This is a genomic window from Rathayibacter sp. AY1C9 (assembly GCF_002932315.1).
GTDB lineage: Bacteria > Actinomycetota > Actinomycetes > Actinomycetales > Microbacteriaceae > Rathayibacter.
Window position 1 is genome coordinate 53,474 of the sequence record NZ_PSVZ01000013.1, and the last position, 15,235, is coordinate 68,708.

Genomic DNA, 15,235 nt, shown 5'->3' on the forward strand with positions numbered 1-15,235 from the left:
GATCCTGCTGTCCCTGATGATCTCGACCGCTCTGGTCGCCCTCGACGCCACGATCCTCTCGACGGCCGTGCCGTCCATCGTCGCCGACCTGGGGGGCTTCGAGCAGTTCCCCTGGCTGTTCTCGATCTACCTGCTGGCCCAGGCGGTCTCGGTCCCCCTCTACGGCAAGCTCGCCGACGTGATCGGGCGCAAGCCCATCATGCTGATCGGCATCGCCCTGTTCCTGGTCGGCTCGCTCCTGTGCGGCCTCGCCTGGAGCATGCCCGCGCTGATCGCGTTCCGAGCCCTGCAGGGCCTGGGGGCCGGAGCGATCCAGCCGATGGGCATCACCATCGCCGGCGACATCTACACGGTCGCCGAGCGTGCGAAGACCCAGGGCTACCTCGCGAGCGTCTGGGGCACCTCCTCTGTCGTCGGGCCGACCCTCGGCGGCGTGCTCTCGGACCTGGGCGCCTGGCGCGGCATCTTCCTCGTCAACATCCCCCTGTGCCTCCTGGCGGCGTTCCTCCTGATCCGCAGCTTCCGCGAGACCACGCGGGGCGAGAAGCAGCGGATCGACGTGGCGGGCGCCTCCGTGCTCGCCGTGGGCACCGCGCTGCTCATCCTCGGGCTGCTCGAGGGCGGCAGCGCCTGGCCGTGGCTCTCCCCCGCCGGAGTCGGCGTGTTCGTCGTCTCGGCCCTCGCGTTCGCCGGCTTCGTCGCGATCGAGCGGCGAGCTGCCGCCCCGGTGCTCCCCCTCTGGGTCCTCACGCGGCGCGTGCTGATCTCGACCAGCCTGGTCTCGGTGACCGTCGGCGCGATCACGCTCGGCGTCACCTCGTACTTCCCGACCTTCGCGCAGGGCGTGCTCGGCAGCTCCGCCCTCGGCGCGGGCTTCGCCGTCGCGGCGATGACGCTCGGCTGGCCGGTCGCGGCGAGCCTGTCGGGCCGGCTCTACCTGCGCATCGGCTTCCGCAACACGGGCTTCCTCGGAGCGGGGCTCGTCGTGATCGGCACGGCGCTGACCATCCTGCTCGGCGCCTCCTCGACGCTGTGGGAGATCGCCGGCTTCTGCGTGCTGATCGGCGCCGGCATGGGGCTCGTGGCGACTCCGACGCTGATCCGGGCGCAGTCGAGCGTCGACTGGAACGAGCGCGGAGTGGTCTCCTCGACCAACTTCTTCGCCCGGAACATCGGCAGCGCCGTCGCCGTGGCCGTGTTCGGCGCGATCGTGAACGCGAAGGCGGGCGGCGGCGTCCCCGCACCGGCGGACCTCGCCGAGGGCACCCGCTTCGTCTGCATCGCGCTCACGGTCCTCGCCGTGGGCATGCTCGCCGCGGTCTGGGCGATGCCGAAGGAGGGGCGCACCGCGCCCGGAGACGATCGGGCGGCGGAGGCCGAGCCCGACGCGGCCCGGCCGGACGCGGCCCAGCCCTAGCCTTCAGGCGTCGCCGTCGGTTCTCGTCGTCAGCCGGAGCGGCGCGCCGCGGCCGTCGCTCGCAGTCGGTCGCGGTGGGTGCGGCGCACCCGGTGCGTCCAGCGCTGCAGGGACGACCCCATCCCGGGGTGCCGCGCCAGCGTGTGGAGAGCGCGGTCGAACCGGCGGAGCATGTCCGCGAAGGCGCCGAAGGGGCGGGCCGAGATGCCGACCTCGAGGTGGCGGTCGAGCACGATCCGGTGTCGGAGTCCCAGGTGCACGCTGATCTCGACGTCGTCGTGCACGTAGGCGTCGTGCCGGTGCATCTCCTCCGCGATCTCCTCCCACGCCGACCGGCGGACGGCGCAGTTGGAGCCGAAGAGCGGCCAGTTGGCCAGCGCCGACCCCATCAGCACGAAGTAGGCGTCCATGTAGGCGACCCGTGCGATCACCCGGGCGATCGGGCCGAGCTCGTCGAAGCGTCCGGGACCGGTCACCGCTCCGACCTCGGGATCGGCGAAGTGGCCGGCCAGGCGCGCCAGCCAGTCGGGTCCCGGGCGGGAGTCGGCGTCGAGCCGTGCGAGGACGTCGCCGTGCGCCTCGTCGAAGCCGTGCGCCGTGCTCGCCGGGATCCCGGCTCCGTCGTGCCGCACCACCCGCGCGCCCGCCGCTCGCGCGACGGCGGCGCTGTCGTCGGTGCTCCCGTCGTCGACGACGACGATCTCGAACGGAGCGAGCGTCTGCTCGCGGAGGAGCTCGAGCAGCTGCTCGAGGTGGCGGGCGTCGTCCTTCACGGGGACGACGACCGAGATGCGCCGGTGATCCATCCGCCCAGTCAACGCGATCGGGGCGCTCAGCGGGGACACCGCCACGCGTCTCGCGCGAGCCCGGACCTGTCAACCGGCTCCCGAGCGCGCCGGATCCGCTGATGGGATCGACCCGTGTCCGCCGGATCGGCGGCCCGATCGAGACAGGAGACGACATGACCCAGGGACCTCGAGACTTCCGGCCCACCCGTGCACTGGTGACCGCCTCGGACTCCGGCATCGGCCGGGCGATCGCGGTGGCACTGGCCGAGGCGGGCATGGACGTCGGCATCACCTGGCACAGCGACGAGGAGGGCGCGCAGGGCACGGCGGAGGAGGTGCGCTCCCTCGGGCGGCGCGCCGAGATCGCGCGCCTCGACACGACGGATCTGGAGGGCGCGGGCGACGTGATCGACGACCTCGCGGATCGACTGGGCGGGCTCGACGTCGCCGTCAGCAATGCGGGCGGAGGCGGAGGCGAGCCCTTCCTCGAGCAGAGCCTCGACAGCTGGCGCTCGACCGTCGCCCTGAACCTCGACGGAGCGTTCGTCTGCCTCCAGCGCGCCGCGCGGCGCATGGCGGCCCAGGGCACGGGCGGCAGGATCATCGCGGTCACCAGCGTCCACGAACACCAGCCGCGGGTCGGCTCCGTCGCCTACACCGCCGCCAAGCACGGGCTGGGCGGCCTGCTGAAGGTCGCCGCACTCGAGCTCGGCTCCCTCGGCATCACCGTCAACGCCGTCGCCCCCGGGGAGATCGCCACGCCGATGAACGACGCCGAGGACGTGGACCCCGTCACGATCGACCGCCCCGGCATCCCCCTCGGCCGCCCCGGCGACGCCCGCGAGATCGCGGCGGTGGTCGCCTTCCTGGCCTCTCCCGCCGCCTCCTACATCACCGGATCCTCGTACGTCGTGGACGGCGGGATGCTGCAGATGGGGCCGCAGGCCGGCTCCCACCTCCGGCAGGACGACTGGCGCGAGGCCTGAGCCGCCGACCACGGCGCCCGCCCGCCGGGTACTCTCGAAGAGGTGCTCCGGCGGGCGGGGCGCCTGCTCCGGGATGTAGGTGACGCACGTGTGGTTCCGGCGTCGACGCAGGTTCAAGATGGAGCCGTACGACCCCGATGAGAACCCGTCGCGCGAGCCCGCCTCCGTCGAGGAGGCCGCCGAGGAGGGCCTGATGCTCGCGCAGTACGCGAGCCGGATGGCCGTGAAGAACCGGGTGCTGATGGACGGCCTCGGCGCCGACGTCCCCTTCGACTCGGGCCGCTACTCCGTCGTCGCCGCGGAGGAGCTCGAGAAGCTGGCGCGCGAGTCAGAGGCGGCCGCTGAGCGCCTGCGCGGCATCGCCGCCGACGTGACCTCGGTGGGCGGCCGCTCCGACCACGTGCACGACTACCGCTCGGCCGACGTCGACAACCTCGACCACCGCGAGCGGCTCTCGCTCCTCGTCGCCGACTCCCTCCACAGGCGGGCGCAGGACGAGGAGTACCTCGCGACGCTCGTCGACGACGCCCGTCAGGACGCGTGGCGCGAGCTCGCGCAGTCGATCGAGGAGACCCTCGACCGCACCTCGCGGATCGACCCGGACGACGAGGAGTACCGCCGCGACCGCTCGGTCCGGATGGCGCTCGTGGTCGTCGACGACCTGGTCAAGCTGGCGGAGGAGCGCGGCGTCAGCCTCGAGGACTGACGGGCTCGTCGTGGGACGCCGGGACGGGGCTCAGGCCCAGCCGGCGCGGAACGACTCGGTCGCCTCGGCGGAGCGCTCCCGGACCGACTCCAGCAGCTCCTCCATGGTGGAGCTGCGGAGGAACGCGAGGCGGTCGAGCTCGGTGACCGGTGCGACGCCGGCGAGCTGCCAAGCGTGCGCGGCCGGATCCTCGGCGAGCTCGACGACCGCGCCGTAGCGCTGCTCGACGAACTCGCTCGCGACCGCCAGTGCCGTGCGGACCGCCGACTCCGCCGCAGCCAGCGCGGGGGCGTGCTTCTCGTCCCACTCCAGATCGGGCAGCAGGCGGACCTCGGCGCGCGGGTACGGGTCGTCCTCGTACCAGCGGACGACCTCGAAGCGCTCCTCGCCCACGGAGTCGAGCGTGACGAACGACTCCGCCCCGTCGATGTTCAGGATGCGCGCGCGGGCGCCGACCGCGAACCGCTGGTCGCCGCCGCCCACCTCCTGGCCGCGCTCGATGAGCACGACGCCGAACGCGAGGGTCTCGTCCTCGAGGACGTCGCCGAGCATCCGCAGGTACCGCGGCTCGAACAGCCGGAGCGGGAGCGGCATGTGCGGCAGGAGCACGGAGCCGAGCGGGAACATCGGAAGATCAGGCACAGGATCAGGCAATCACGTCGAGCGGGGAGCGGCCAGTACGGGCGCGGCGCGTCGGGACGTGCTAGCGCATCGCGCCACCGTGTCGTCCGCTCGCGGATGCTCGCCACGCCCCGGACGATCTCCGACGGCCCGGACCCACCCGCGAGGCGCCCACTCAGACTGGGAGCATGGATCTCGCTGACCTCCGCGCCGTCGTCCGCGCGGACCTGGCCGCCAAGGGCCACGCCTCCGACCGGCTCACCGTCCTCGTCCTCCGACTCGGGCAGTACTCGAGCTCTCGGAGGACCCGGCTCCCCCTCCACCTCGTCTACCGCCTGGTCGATCTCGTCTGGACCCGCATGATCGTCGGAGCCGAGCTGCCGCCGGCCGCTCAGGTCGGGCCCGGCCTGCGGCTCCCCCACTGGGGCCGCGGCGTGATCCTGCACCCGCGCACGGTCATCGGGAGGAACGCGTTCATCTACCACGGCGTCACCATCGGCGAGTCGAAGGGTCGGACGCCCGTCATCGGCGACGACGTCTACATCGGCGCCCGCGCGACGATCGTCGGGGACGTGACCGTCGGCGACCGTGTGCGGGTCGGAGCCGGCGCCGTCGTCGTCCGCGACGTCGCCTCCGACTCGTCCGCGGTCGGCGTGCCGGCGACGACCGCGTCGGCGCCGTCCTGAGGCACGGCCAGTCGGCCTGACGGGGCCGGACCGCCCGCCCCGACGAGACCGGCATCAGGTGGAGGCCCGACCCGGCGCTGGAGAGGAGGAACCACCGCGGGTGGAGCGGAGTAGGGCGTACGGGACTTGAACCCGTGACCGACGGATTATGAGTCCGCTGCTCTGACCGGCTGAGCTAACGCCCCGCGGCGGCCGTCCGAGCGGCCGTCAGGTGGCGGCGGGTGCGGACGCTGCGTCGGAGGCCGGATCGGCCACCGGCTCCCCACGATACAGGCTCTCGAAGGTGCTGATCGTGCGGTTGATGTCGTGCGCGGCGACGATTTGGAGGGAGGCGCGCTTCATCGCCTCGAGGTCCTCCTGGTCGGCCGTGAGCACGGCGGTGAGGCGGTCGGCGAGGGCCTCGGCGCTGCCCGGCGCGAAGAGGTAGCCGTTCTCGCCGTCGTGGACGAGGTGCGGGAGGGCCATCGCGTCGGCGGCGACGACGGGGAGGGCCGAGGCCATCGCCTCCATCGTCGCGATGCTCTGCAGCTCGGCGATGGACGGCATGGCGAACACGGTGGCGCGCGTGTACGCCTCCTTGAGCTCGGCGTCCGAGACGTAGCCGGTGAAGCGCACGCGGTCGGCGATGCCGAGGGTCGCGGCGAGCTGCTGGAGGTTGCGCATCTGGTCGCCGCCGCCGACGATCTCGAGCTTCGCGTCGAGCGCCGGATCGAGCAGGGCGACGGCGCGGAGCAGGACGTCGATGTGCTTCTCGCCGGTCACGCGGCCGACGAAGAGGATCGAGTCGCCGGCGCGCGCCGTGAAGTCGGGCGTGTAGTTGTCGGCGTCGATGCCGCAGGAGATCGCGTGGACGCCCCGGAGGCCCGTGTACTTCTCGAGGAACTGCGCGGCCTTGCGGGTCGGCGTGGTGACCGCCTCCGCCCGGCCGAAGGTGCGGCGCGCGGCCCGCCACGCCATCGCCACGGCCTTGGCCTGCACGGCCTTCGGCAGGAGGGTGAACTCGAGCATGTTCTCGGGCATGAAGTGGTTCGTGCCGACGATGCGGATGCCGCGCTTGGCCGCCTCGATCCCGAGGCCGCGGCCGACGATGATGTGCGACTGGAAGTGCACGACGTCGGGCTTCACCTCGTCGAGGATGCGCGCGCTGTTCTGCCGGATGCGCCACGGCATCGCGAAGCGCAGCCAGTCGTGCGGGTACCAGCGCCAGCTGTAGAGCCGGTGCACGATGATCCGCTGGCCCTCGTGCGTCTCGACCCGGGTGCCGCTCCAGCCGTCGGCAGAGGGGGCGACGACGTGGACCTCGTGGCCGCGCTGCGCGAGACCGGCGGCGAGGCGCTCGGCGAACTTCGCGGCTCCGTTCACGTCGGGAGCGAAGGTGTCGCAGCCGATCACGACCGTCAGCGGTCGGGAGTCGGGCGATCCCGGTCGGGACGCGTCGCGGGGATCTGACACGGGAGGTCCTATCGGTGTCGTGCCGCTCGGGGAGAGAAGGGAGCGATCGGCGGAGGTCGGTCGGTTTCGTGGCTCTCGGCGCGGAGCCATTGTAGGCAGAGGAGTCCTCACCACTCGGGATCCCGCGCCGTCAGCGCGCCTGCGGGTGGTGCTTGGCGAGGAGGAAGACGCCGTAGATGGCGACGGCACCGGCCGCGATGAAGAGCGGGATCGCCCACGGGGCCGCGTACTGCGCCTCCCCGAGCACGACGATGCCGATCGCGACGGCGACCAGCGGGTCGATGACGGTGAGGCCCGCGACGACGAGGTCCGGCGGGCCGGAGGAGTAGGCGTTCTGCACGAAGTACCCGCCGAGCGCGGTCGCGGCCAGGAGCGCCACGATGCAGACCACCGTCAGCGGGTCGAACTCGCCGTACTTGATGCGGTTGAGCACGACCTTCGCGAGAGTCGCGACGAAGCCGTAGACCACTCCGGCACCCACGATGTAGAAGATCGCCTTCGCTCCGCGGCGGAAGACGCGGAAGGCGATGACGAAGACCGTGAGCACCACGGCGAGGATCACGAGGATCGTGATGAGCTCGGGCGTCTGGATGGACTTGTCGACCGCGTTGAACGCCGCCACGAGGACGAACGTGCCGACGCCTCCGACGCAGAGCACGATCGCCCGGATCGACGCCGCGTTCAGTCGCACCCGGCTGACCCGCGCGTTGACGACCGCGGTGATCACGAGCGCCACCGCTCCGAGCGGCTGCACCACGATGAGCGGGGAGAAGCCGAGGCTCGTCAGCTGGAAGACGATCGCGAGACCCAGGAGCAGGGTGCCGATCACCCACGAGGGGCGCGAGAGCAGCGCGACCAGCTGGCCGCCGCTGAGCCCGGAGGAGCCGGAGCGCTTCGAGAACCGCTCCACCTTCGCCACTCCCCGGTGCTGGAACTGCGCGCCGAGGGAGAGGAACACCGCGCCCACGAGAGCGATCGGGATGCCGATGAACTTCGCCGGGTCGTTGAGGAGTTCGGCGAGATCGGCGGGCATGGGGTCGACCCTACCCAGAACGCCTCCGGGAGTCCTCCGACGCACGGGTGAGGGGCTGAGCCCAGCGGATGATCCTCGCGGACCCGGTCGGCGGCCCCGCGGTACCCTGTCCACCATGGCCGTCCTCCCCATCCGCATCGCCGGCGACCCCGTCCTGCACTCCCCCGCCGCCCCCGTCACCGAGTTCAACGATGCGCTGCGCACCCTCGTCGCCGACATGTTCGAGACGATGGACACCGCCCCCGGAGTCGGCCTCGCCGGCCCGCAGGTCGGCGTCCCGCTGCGCCTGTTCGTCTACGACTACGCCGACGACGACGGCACCCCCCGCCGCGGCGTCGCGATCAACCCCGAGCTGTTCGTCACGCCGACCCCGCTCGGCGAGGCGGACGAGGACACGGAGTCGGAGGGGTGCCTCTCCTTCCCCGGCGAGCGCTTCCCGCTCCGCCGCTCCGAGCGCGCGATCCTCCGCGCGGTCGACCTCGAGCAGGAGCCGTTCGAGATCGTCGCGGACGGCTGGTTCGCCCGCGTGTTCCAGCACGAGTTCGACCACCTCGACGGCGTGCTCTACATCGACCGCCTCGAGCACGACTACCACAAGCCGGTCGCGAAGATCACCCGGAAGCGCGGCTGGGGCGGCCCCGGCGTCTCGTGGCTGCCCGGCGTGGAGCACCTCGAGGACTGACTCAGGCCAGGTCGACCCCGTGCACGCCGTTGTGGTGGCGGATCGCGGGGAACGAGGCGGTGACGCTCCGGCCGACGCCGGGCGTCCGCTTCTCGGTCACGTCACCGCCGAAGAGGGCGGCCCGCTCGCGCAGCTCGGCGAGCGCGGGGCTGTCGATGCGCTCGGTGAGCGAGCGCAGATCCGCCTCGAGAGCGCTGGCGTCCTGCTCCGCAGCGCCGTGCTGCTCGCGGTCGTCGTCGACCTCCACCCGGAGGCCGGTGGTCGTCCATCGGGAGCTGATGCGGACCTCGGTCCCCGCGCCGCCGGTCTCCAGCGCCGAGTCGAAGGCGTACTCGAGCACCCGGAGCACGGCCACCTCGGCGCCGTCCTGCAGCGGGAACGGCTCGCCGAACGACTCCTCGCGGACGCTCAGGCCTCGCTCGCGGGCGCCCTCGATCAGGGGGACGGAGCCGCCGGTGCGCGGCAGCTCCCCCGGATCGACGGAGGCTACGGTCGCGATGCGGCGCAGCTGCGCCAGCGAGGCCTCGGCCGCCCGCACGGCACGCTGCGCCGACCGCGCGGCTGCGGCGGGGTCGCGGTCGATCGTGAGCCGGACGCTCTCGGCCTCCTCGACGACGTGCGCGGCGCTGCGGACCGCGAGCTGCTCGAGCTCGCCGACGATGCGGAGCCTCGCCTCCTGCTCGCCGACCGCCAGCTCGAGGCGGACGACGCGCGCCGCCTCCTCCGCACGGCTCTCGGCGGCACGGCGCTCGGCGCCGACGGCGCGGCGCCACAGCACGACGACCGCGACCAGGGCGATCAGGGCGAGGACGAGGACGACTTCGAGCACGACGGCCTCCGGGGGGACGGGACGGGTTCGGCACAGGAGCGCCGGAGAGAGATCGTACCCGCGCCGCGGACAGCGGACCTGAGGCCGCGGAGGGGGTTGCGGAGCCGTACTCAGCCGTCGGAGCGCACGGAGCGGGTGACGGTGAAGCGGCGGTCGCGCGCCACCACCGTGGTCGGCCCGACCGCGCGGCGCAGCTCGGCCGGATGCGCGAGGTGGGAGTTGAAGACCGTCCACAGCACGCCTCCGGGGCGCAGCACGCGGCCGGCCGCGCGCAGCATGCGCCGGGCGACGAGGTCGGTGACGGCTCCGTCGGAGTGGAACGGCGGATTGCAGAGCACGACGTCGACGGAGGACGCCTCCAGAGTCGAGGCGTTGTCGTCGCGGAGGACGCGGACGGCCAGCCCATCGGCCGCCGCGGTCGCCCGGGCGGACTCGACCGCGGCACGCGAGGTGTCCGTCGCGATCACGGCGAGGTCGGGGCGGGCCCGGGCCACCACGGCGGCGAGCACGCCGGTTCCGCAGCCGAGGTCGAGTGCGGTGCCCGCGGGGAGGGAGTCGAGATCGAGGGCGGCGAGGAGGGCGCGGGTGCCGAGGTCCAGTCGTGCACCTGCGAAGGCTCCCGGCAGTGCGACGACCTCGAGGTCGAGCTCGTCCAGACGGCGCCGCTCGGGCCCGGGCGCGGGCGGCTGGTCGGGGAGCGCGCCGCTCGCGAGCAGGGCGCGCGACTTCTGCCGGGCGAGGGAGACGTCGATCCGCTCGTAGCGCACGGCGAGCACGTCGTTCATCGTGCGGGTCATGTGCTTGATACGGCCCGCGCCGATCAGGGTCGCCGCCGGGTTCGCGAGTGCAGTCCCGGCCGCGACGGCGGCCAGGGCGTCGAGTGAGCGCGGCAGGCGCAGGAGCACCGCGTCGGCGTCGCGGACGGCCTCCGCGACGGAGTCGACGATCTCGATCGGCGCGAGATCGACGCCCGACCCCCGCACCGTCTCGAGGTTCTGCGCGAGAGCGCGCTCGGCGGTGATCGAGTCCTGCACGACGCGCACGGCACGTCCGTCGGCGGCGAGGCCGAGGCTCAGCGCCCCGTAGGCGTCCCCGATCACGGCGAGGCGGCCGCGATCGGCGGCGAGGTCGAGCAGCAGGCGGTCGCTGGCGTCGACGGCGACGAGATCCGGCGCCTCGACGTCGGGGCGGCGGCGCAGGAGAGCGAGCACGTCCTCGCGCATCGCGCCTCCGATCGTCGGTCCGAGCGGGTGGGCCCTCGAGGGCGACCGCTCGCGGGCACGAAAAAAGGGCCCGAGAGTGGAGTCCCGGACCCTTCGCTCCCCGACTTGGACTCGAACCAAGAACCTACCGGTTAACAGCCGATTGCTCTGCCAATTGAGCTATCGAGGATCATCCGACCACCCGGAGGTGATCAGCGCGGTACTACTTTAGCAAACTCTCCGCGAACGCAAAATCGGGCGCGCACTCAGTAGCCGGAGCCCGGGTCGACGCGGCCGACGAACGGCCCGTCGGCGGCACAGGCGGCCACGTTGGCGCGCACGCGCTCGGCCAGGAGCGGCGCGGTGATCTCGGGGGTGTCCGCGCTGTGGGGCGTGATCAGGCACCGGGGCTCGCTCCAGAGCGGATGCCCGTCCGGCAGCGGCTCGGGGTCCGTCACGTCGAGCGCGGCGCCCGCGAGACGGCCTTCGGCGAGGGCCGCGACGAGCGCGTCCGTGTCGACGAGGCTCCCCCGGGCGACGTTGACGAGCACGGCGTGGGCGGGGAGCCGCGCGAGCAGACCCGCGTCGACCATCCGCTCCGTGCCCGCGGTGGCGGCGGCGGCCAGGACCAGCACGTCGGCGTCCGCCGCGGCCTCGGCGAGCCGCGACGCCGGCAGGGTGCGGGCGGCGCCCTCCACCGGCTCGTCTCCGCGGCGGACGATCGTCACCCGGCAGTCGAAGACGGCGAGCAGCCGCAGGAGCTCGCGAGCGATCCCTCCTGCTCCGACGATCACCACGGAGGCGCGGTGCAGCGTGACCGCCTTCTTCGGCCCCCACGACACGGCGCGCGCCCGCTCCGGCAGCGAGCGCAGGAGGGCGAGCACCAGCGCGAGCGCGTGCTCGGCCACCGGCTCCGCGTAGGCGCCCTTGGCGCTGGTCCAGACGACGTCCGCGCGGGACGCGGCGAGCACGGGCGCGAAGACGTCGACGCCGGCCCAGGGCAGCTGCACCCAGCGGATCGACGGGTGCTCCTCCAGCACAGCGGCCAGCTCGTCCGTGCGGCCGTAGGACAGCCAGAGCAGCGCGTCCGGACTCCCGTCGAGTCCGACGACCACTCCACCGCCCGACTCGACCGCCTCGGCGAACACCGGCTTCGGCCGCGGGAGCACCGCGACGCGCGGGACGGTCACTGGTCGGCCGCCTCGACGCGCTGCGCTCGGGAGGCGTCGAAGCGCTCGTACTCGGCGAAGGCCGCTCCGAGCTCGCGCACGTAGGGGTGCCGGGCCTCGATCAGAACCTCCAGCAGCGGCCCGTACGCGACGACCTCGCCGCCGACCAGCACTGCGATCCGGTCGGTCGCCCGGCTCAGCACGTCGATGTCGTGGCTGACCACGACGGCGGCGAAGCCCTCCCGGCGCCGCAGGTCGGCGAGGAGGTCGACGATCGACTCGCGCACCGTCGCGTCGATGCCCGAGGTCGGCTCGTCGGCGATCAGCACCTTCGGCCCGAGCACGAGCGAGCGGGCCACGGCCACGCGCTGGCGCTGGCCGCTGGAGAGCTCGTAGGGGTAGCGGTCGAGCAGGAACAGCGGCAGGTGCACGGAGTCGAGCAGCGTCGCCACCCGCACCGCCGCGGCCTTCGGGTCGTAGTGGCGGTCGCGGAGGAAGATCGGCTCGGCGATCAGCTCCGAGACGGTCAGCTCGGGGCGGAGGGCCGCTCCGGCGTCCTGCGCGAGATGCGCGACGTCGACGGTGAAGCGCTTGAGCTCGCGGGCGGGGAGCGAGCGGAGGCGGTGCCCCGCGACCGTCGCGTCCCCTCCGATGATCACCGGGCGCGTGCGGCCTCCGTCGTGCCCCAGGCCGTCGCCGCCGAGCACGCGCGCGAGCGTGGACTTGCCCGAGCCGCTGCCGCCGAGGATCCCGAGCACCTCCCCCGGCTCCACGCGGAGGCTCACTCCCCGCAGCGCCGTCCACCGGCGGCTGATGCCGCGCGGCGGGTACTCGACGCTGAGGTCGTCGACGACGATAGGGGCCTGATCCTCGGCGGTCCGGCTCACGCCCGGCGCTCCGCCTCGACGATGCTGCGCAGGAGCTCGCGCCTCGAGGCCTGCTCGACCGGGTCGGGCACGGGCAGAGAGGCGAGCAGGCGCTGCGTGTAGGGGTGCTTCGGCGCGGCGAGCACCTCGGCCCCCGTCCCCTCCTCGACCAGCTCGCCGCGGTAGAGCACCGCGATGCGGTCGGCGAGCAGGTCGACCACGGCGAGGTCGTGGCTGATGAACAGGGAGGCGAAGCCGAACTCGCGCTGCAGCTCGGCGAACAGCTCGAGCACGCGGGCCTGCACCGACACGTCGAGCGCCGAGGTGGGCTCGTCGGCGATCAGCAGCTTCGGCTCGAGGGCCAGGGCCCGGGCGAGGCTGGCGCGCTGGCGCTGGCCGCCGGAGAGCTCGTGCGGGTAGCGGTCGCCGTAGGAGCGGGGCAGCTGCACCGCCTCCAGGAGCTCGTCGACGCGCGAGCGCGCCCCGGCGGCGTCGCCGGCCCGTCCGTGCACGATCAGCGGCTCGGCCACGCACTCCGCGATGGTGAGCAGCGGGTTGAAGCTCGACGCCGGGTCCTGGAACACGAAGCCGATGTCGCCGCGGACCGGCCGGAAGGCGCGCTCGCGGATGCCGCGCATCTCCTTGCCGAGGACCTTCAGCGACCCGCCGGTCACCGGCGTCAGGCCCGCGATGGCACGCCCGATGGTGGTCTTGCCCGAGCCGCTCTCGCCGACGAGGCCGAGCACCTCGCCCGCGCGGATGCGCAGCGAGACGCCGTCGACCGCGACGAAGCCGGGACGGCCGAGCCGGCCGGGGTACTGGATCCGCAGGCCCTCGGCGGCGACGAGCGTCTCGGCCTCGGGGGCCTCGGCGCGCTCGACGGCGCGGACGCGGGCGCGCTCGACGCCCTGGCCCACGTGCGGGACGGCGGCGAGGAGCTTCCTCGTGTACTCGGCCTTCGGCGCCGAGAACAGCTCGGAGACCGTCGCCTCCTCGACCAGCTCGCCCTGGTACATCACGGCGACGCGGTCGGCCAGATCGGCGACGACGCCCATGTTGTGGGTGATCAGCACGATCGAGGTGCCGAACTCGTCGCGGCACCGGCGGAGCAGGTCGAGGATCTCGGCCTGCACGGTCACGTCGAGCGCGGTGGTCGGCTCGTCCGCGACGATCAGACCGGGATCCAGGACCAGCGCCATCGCGATGACCACGCGCTGCTTCTGGCCGCCCGAGAACTGGTGCGGGTAGTAGTCGACCCGCTTCTCCGGCTCCGGGATGCCGACGGTGCGGAGGACGTCGATCGCGCGCTTGCGCGCCTCCTTCTTCGAGACGGAGCCGTGAGCGCGAAGTCCCTCCGCGATCTGCCAGCCCACCGTGAAGACCGGGTTGAGGGCGGTGCCCGGCTCCTGGAAGACCATGGCGACGTCGGTGCCGCGCAGCTCCCGGAGGCGGGCCTTCGGCACGGAGACGACATCGGTCGCCGCGCTGCCGTCCTTCTTCGAGAGCAGGACCACTCCGGAGGCGGTGGCCGTCTCGGGCAGGAGGCCGAGGATGGTCTTCGCGGTCACGGTCTTGCCGCTGCCGGACTCTCCGACGATCGCCAGGACCTCGCCGCGCTCGACGCGCAGGCTCACCCCGGCGACGGCGCGGACGGCGCCGCGGTCGCTCGCGAAGGCGACCTCGAGGTCGGTGATGTCCACGATCGGACGCGCTGAGGCGTCCCGGACGATGCGCTGGTCGCTCATCGCGTCTCCTCCACTCCGGCGACGGGGTCGTGCCCCGGCGTCTCCAAGCCGTCGGCGGCGAGGACGCCGCCCGGCACGACGGACGTCGCGGCGACGTCGCCGGCACCGGCGGCCACCGCGCGCCGACCGCGCAGGCGCGGGTCGGCGAGGTCGTTCAGGCTCTCGCCCACGAGGGTGATGCCCAGCACCACGAGCACGATCGCCAGGCCTGGGAAGACCGAGGTCCACCAGATGCCGCTCGTGACGTCCGACAGCGCCTTGTTGAGGTCGTAGCCCCACTCCGCGGCCGACGTCGGCTCGATGCCGAAGCCGAGGAAGCCCAGGCCGGCGAGGGTCAGGATCGCCTCGGAGGAGTTCAGCGTGAAGATCAGCGGCAGCGTGCGCGTCGCGTTCCGCAGGACGTGGCGGAACATGATCCGGGGCGTCGACGCTCCGATGACCTTCGCCGACTCGACGAAGGCGTCGCCCTTGATCCGCACGGTCTCGGCCCGGATCACGCGGAAGTACTGCGGGATGTAGACCACGGTGATCGAGACCGCCGCGGCGAAGATGCCGGCCCAGAGGTTCGACTGCCCGCCGGAGATGACGATCGACATCACGATCGCCAGCAGCAGGGTCGGGAACGCGTAGATCGCGTCGCAGATCACGACGAGCACGCGGTCGAGCCAACCGCCGAGGTAGCCGGAGACGAGGCCGAGGAAGACGCCGAGGAAGATCGACAGGACCACGGCGACGACGATCACGAGGAACGCGGTCTGCGCTCCCCAGATCACTCGCGAGAGGACGTCGTAGCCGCCGACGGTGGTGCCGAGCAGATGCTCCGCGCTCGGCGGCTCCTGCGCGCCGAACGACTCGCCGCCCGAGCGCAGCTGCGAGTATCCGTAGGGCGCGATGAGGGGCGCGAACAGGGCCACCAGCAGGAACGCGCCGGTGATGATCAGGCCGGTGACGAGCATCCCCCGCTGGAGGCCGACGCTCTGCCGGAGCTGGTGGACGACCGGCAGACGGTCGACGAGACGGCGGCGCGGACGCGCCGGGGAGGTGGTGCTCATG

15 protein-coding genes and 2 tRNA genes are annotated in these 15,235 nt (G+C 73.0%); 5 read left to right on the forward strand and 12 right to left on the reverse strand.

From position 1 onward, the window contains the following. Nucleotides 1–16: 16 nt before the first annotated feature. Entirely contained in the window at nucleotides 17–1,417 is a 1,401-nt protein-coding gene (locus C5D09_RS10430) for an MDR family MFS transporter (protein WP_104269268.1), read from the forward strand. A gap of 29 nt (nucleotides 1,418–1,446) precedes the next feature. Here the strand turns inward: C5D09_RS10430 and C5D09_RS10435 are convergent, their stop codons facing one another. Next, entirely contained in the window at nucleotides 1,447–2,223 is a 777-nt protein-coding gene (locus C5D09_RS10435) for a glycosyltransferase family 2 protein (RefSeq protein WP_104223456.1), read from the reverse strand. A gap of 155 nt (nucleotides 2,224–2,378) precedes the next feature. On the opposite strand from C5D09_RS10435, the gene C5D09_RS10440 reads away from it, so the two are divergent. Both C5D09_RS10440 and C5D09_RS10445 read left to right on the forward strand, forming a co-directional pair. Continuing rightward, nucleotides 2,379–3,191 carry an SDR family oxidoreductase gene (locus C5D09_RS10440; RefSeq protein ID WP_104269269.1) on the forward strand — a complete coding sequence of 271 codons (813 nt, stop codon included), beginning with the start codon at nucleotides 2,379–2,381 and terminating at the stop codon, nucleotides 3,189–3,191. Nucleotides 3,192–3,309: 118 nt separating this feature from the next. Next, nucleotides 3,310–3,897: a hypothetical protein gene (locus tag C5D09_RS10445; protein WP_104223455.1), complete on the forward strand. Its 588-nt coding sequence runs from the start codon at nucleotides 3,310–3,312 to the stop codon at nucleotides 3,895–3,897. A gap of 30 nt (nucleotides 3,898–3,927) precedes the next feature. Here the strand turns inward: C5D09_RS10445 and C5D09_RS10450 are convergent, their stop codons facing one another. Next, nucleotides 3,928–4,539, reverse strand: a complete 612-nt coding sequence (locus C5D09_RS10450) for an LON peptidase substrate-binding domain-containing protein (RefSeq protein ID WP_244229436.1) — start codon at nucleotides 4,537–4,539, stop codon at nucleotides 3,928–3,930. Between the two features lie 167 nt (nucleotides 4,540–4,706). Here C5D09_RS10450 and C5D09_RS10455 point away from each other — a divergent pair, with 167 nt between their 5' ends. Continuing rightward, nucleotides 4,707–5,204 carry a DapH/DapD/GlmU-related protein gene (locus tag C5D09_RS10455; RefSeq protein ID WP_104269258.1) on the forward strand — a complete coding sequence of 166 codons (498 nt, stop codon included), beginning with the start codon at nucleotides 4,707–4,709 and terminating at the stop codon, nucleotides 5,202–5,204. A gap of 111 nt (nucleotides 5,205–5,315) precedes the next feature. On the opposite strand, the gene C5D09_RS10460 is transcribed toward C5D09_RS10455, so the two are convergent. The 3 genes from C5D09_RS10460 to C5D09_RS10470 form a co-directional block, all read right to left on the reverse strand. After that, nucleotides 5,316–5,389 (reverse strand) — tRNA-Ile (locus C5D09_RS10460). A gap of 22 nt (nucleotides 5,390–5,411) precedes the next feature. Further along, the gene (locus tag C5D09_RS10465) at nucleotides 5,412–6,656 is read right to left on the reverse strand and encodes a glycosyltransferase (RefSeq protein WP_258059440.1); all 1,245 of its coding nucleotides are present in this window, start codon (nucleotides 6,654–6,656) and stop codon (nucleotides 5,412–5,414) included. Nucleotides 6,657–6,786: 130 nt separating this feature from the next. After that, on the reverse strand, nucleotides 6,787–7,689 hold the full coding sequence (locus C5D09_RS10470) for a DMT family transporter (protein ID WP_104223451.1): 903 nt from the start codon (nucleotides 7,687–7,689) through the stop codon (nucleotides 6,787–6,789). Between the two features lie 115 nt (nucleotides 7,690–7,804). Here C5D09_RS10470 and def point away from each other — a divergent pair, with 115 nt between their 5' ends. Then, the gene (gene def / locus C5D09_RS10475; RefSeq protein ID WP_104269259.1) at nucleotides 7,805–8,371 is read left to right on the forward strand and encodes a peptide deformylase; all 567 of its coding nucleotides are present in this window, start codon (nucleotides 7,805–7,807) and stop codon (nucleotides 8,369–8,371) included. A 1-nt stretch (nucleotide 8,372) separates the two neighbouring features. On the opposite strand, the gene C5D09_RS10480 is transcribed toward def, so the two are convergent. From C5D09_RS10480 to C5D09_RS10510, 7 genes are all read right to left on the reverse strand, one after another. Beyond that, nucleotides 8,373–9,200, reverse strand: coding sequence for a hypothetical protein (locus tag C5D09_RS10480; RefSeq protein WP_104223449.1), 828 nt, complete (start codon nucleotides 9,198–9,200; stop codon nucleotides 8,373–8,375). Between the two features lie 110 nt (nucleotides 9,201–9,310). Further along, nucleotides 9,311–10,423 (reverse strand): class I SAM-dependent methyltransferase, encoded by a 1,113-nt coding sequence (locus C5D09_RS10485; protein ID WP_104269260.1) that lies wholly within the window; start codon nucleotides 10,421–10,423, stop codon nucleotides 9,311–9,313. A 96-nt stretch (nucleotides 10,424–10,519) separates the two neighbouring features. After that, nucleotides 10,520–10,592, reverse strand: a tRNA-Asn gene (locus C5D09_RS10490). Between the two features lie 76 nt (nucleotides 10,593–10,668). Next, complete coding sequence (locus C5D09_RS10495; RefSeq protein WP_258066974.1) at nucleotides 10,669–11,592, reverse strand: NAD(P)-dependent oxidoreductase; 924 nt, start codon at nucleotides 11,590–11,592, stop codon at nucleotides 10,669–10,671. Further along, entirely contained in the window at nucleotides 11,589–12,458 is an 870-nt protein-coding gene (locus C5D09_RS10500; protein WP_258060485.1) for an ATP-binding cassette domain-containing protein, read from the reverse strand. Before C5D09_RS10500 ends, C5D09_RS10495 begins: the two co-directional genes overlap by 4 nt. Then, nucleotides 12,455–14,182 carry an ABC transporter ATP-binding protein gene (locus C5D09_RS10505; protein WP_104226684.1) on the reverse strand — a complete coding sequence of 576 codons (1,728 nt, stop codon included), beginning with the start codon at nucleotides 14,180–14,182 and terminating at the stop codon, nucleotides 12,455–12,457. The genes C5D09_RS10500 and C5D09_RS10505 overlap by 4 nt, the downstream gene beginning before the upstream one ends. Continuing rightward, a complete protein-coding gene (locus C5D09_RS10510; RefSeq protein WP_104226685.1) occupies nucleotides 14,179–15,234 on the reverse strand; it encodes an ABC transporter permease in 1,056 nt (351 codons plus the stop codon). Before C5D09_RS10510 ends, C5D09_RS10505 begins: the two co-directional genes overlap by 4 nt. Nucleotide 15,235: the final 1 nt, after the last annotated feature.